At 48.0% G+C, this 1,784-nt stretch carries 1 rRNA gene; it reads left to right on the plus strand.

The features are described 5' to 3' along the window. A 23S ribosomal RNA gene (locus tag ACCQ40_RS08160) occupies window positions 1–1,689 on the plus strand; the annotation flags it as partial. Window positions 1,690–1,784 lie beyond the last annotated feature (95 nt).

Consider the following 1,784-nt stretch of genomic DNA (forward strand, 5'->3'; position numbering starts at 1 on the left):
TTTAAATACTCTATCAGTGGTAGAGGAGCATTGTATTAGGGAAGAAGCCCAAGCGAAAGCAGGTGTGGACTTAATACAAGAGAGAATGCTGGCATGAGTAGCGAGAAGGAGTGTGAGAATCACTCCCGTCGAAACCCTAAGGACTCCTGAGCAAGGCTCGTCCCCTCAGGGAAAGTCGGGACCTAAGGCGAGGCCAAAAGGCGTAGCCGATGGATAACAGGTTTATATTCCTGTACCGCTTAAAGTCGCTATTAGAGAAGTGATGACGCAAGAGGATAAGCTAAGCTGCCCGATGGATGGCAGTCTAAGCACAAAGGCTGATTAGTAGGCAAATCCGCTAATCATAAGGCTGATGTGTGATAGGTATCGAAAACATGAGTAGAGAAGTAGCCAATTTCAAATTGCCAAGAAAAGTCACTATCAAGACCAAAGCGCCCGTACCAAAACCGACACAGGTAGGGAGGTAGAGAATACCAAGACGCGCGGAAGAACCTTTGTTAAGGAACTCGGCAAAATGTCCCCGTAACTTCGGGAGAAGGGGAGCCAGAGCGATCTGGCCACAGAAACCAGGCCCAAGCGACTGTTTACCAAAAACACAAGTTTCTGCAAAATCGTAAGATGAAGTATAGGAGCTGACACCTGCCCGGTGCTGGAAGGTTAAGGGGAAAGCTTAGCGAATGCGAAGGCTAGAACTTAAGCCCCAGTAAACGGCGGCCGTAACTATAACGGTCCTAAGGTAGCGAAATTCCTTGTCGGGTAAGTTCCGACCCGCACGAAAGGTGTAACGATTTGGGCACTGTCTCAACAAAGGATCCGGTGAAATTGTAGTAGTCGTGAAGATGCGACTTACCCACGCTAGGACGGAAAGACCCCGTGGAGCTTTACTGTAGGCTGATATTGGATTTTGAGATTAGATGTACAGGATAGTTGGGAGACATTGATACGTGTACGCCAGTATTCGTGGAGTCATCCTTGGGATACCAACCTTCTAATATCAAAATTCTAACATTGACCCTTAATCAGGGCAAAGGACATTGTCAGTTGGGCAGTTTGACTGGGGCGGTCGCCTCCTAAAAAGTAACGGAGGCGTTCAAAGGTTCGCTCAGAATGGACGGAAACCATTCGTAGAGTACAAAGGCAAAAGCGAGCTTAACTGCGAGAGATACAGCTCAAGCAGAGTAGAAATACGGACTTAGTGATCCGGTGGCACCGCATGGAAGGGCCATCGCTCAACGGATAAAAGCTACCCCGGGGATAACAGGCTTATCTCCCCCAAGAGTCCACATCGACGGGGAGGTTTGGCACCTCGATGTCGGCTCGTCTCATCCTGGGGCTGAAGTAGGTCCCAAGGGTTGGGCTGTTCGCCCATTAAAGAGGCACGCGAGCTGGGTTCAGAACGTCGTGAGACAGTTCGGTCCCTATCCAGCGTGGGCGTAAGAAATTTGAGAGGACCTGTCCTTAGTACGAGAGGACCGGGATGGACATACCACTGGTGTACCAGTTGTTCCGCCAGGAGCATAGCTGGGTAGCTAAGTATGGAATTGATAAGTACTGAAAGCATCTAAGTACGAAGCAACCCTCAAGATAAGATTCCTAAAAGTACGTAAAGAAAATACGTTTGATAGGTCCAAGGTGTAAGTGCAGTAATGCATTTAGCTAATGGATACTAATACTTTAAATCTTGACTGGAAATATTGTTTGAGAGACCTAACCCAATTTGCAAGGCAAATTGATTGTAGGTCCTCGTTCAGAGTGTCCCAATGGTTAAGGCCGAAGGTCTTAAG

The organism is Anaerococcus cruorum (assembly GCF_046365495.1).
Classification (GTDB): Bacteria; Bacillota; Clostridia; order Tissierellales; family Peptoniphilaceae; genus Anaerococcus; species Anaerococcus cruorum.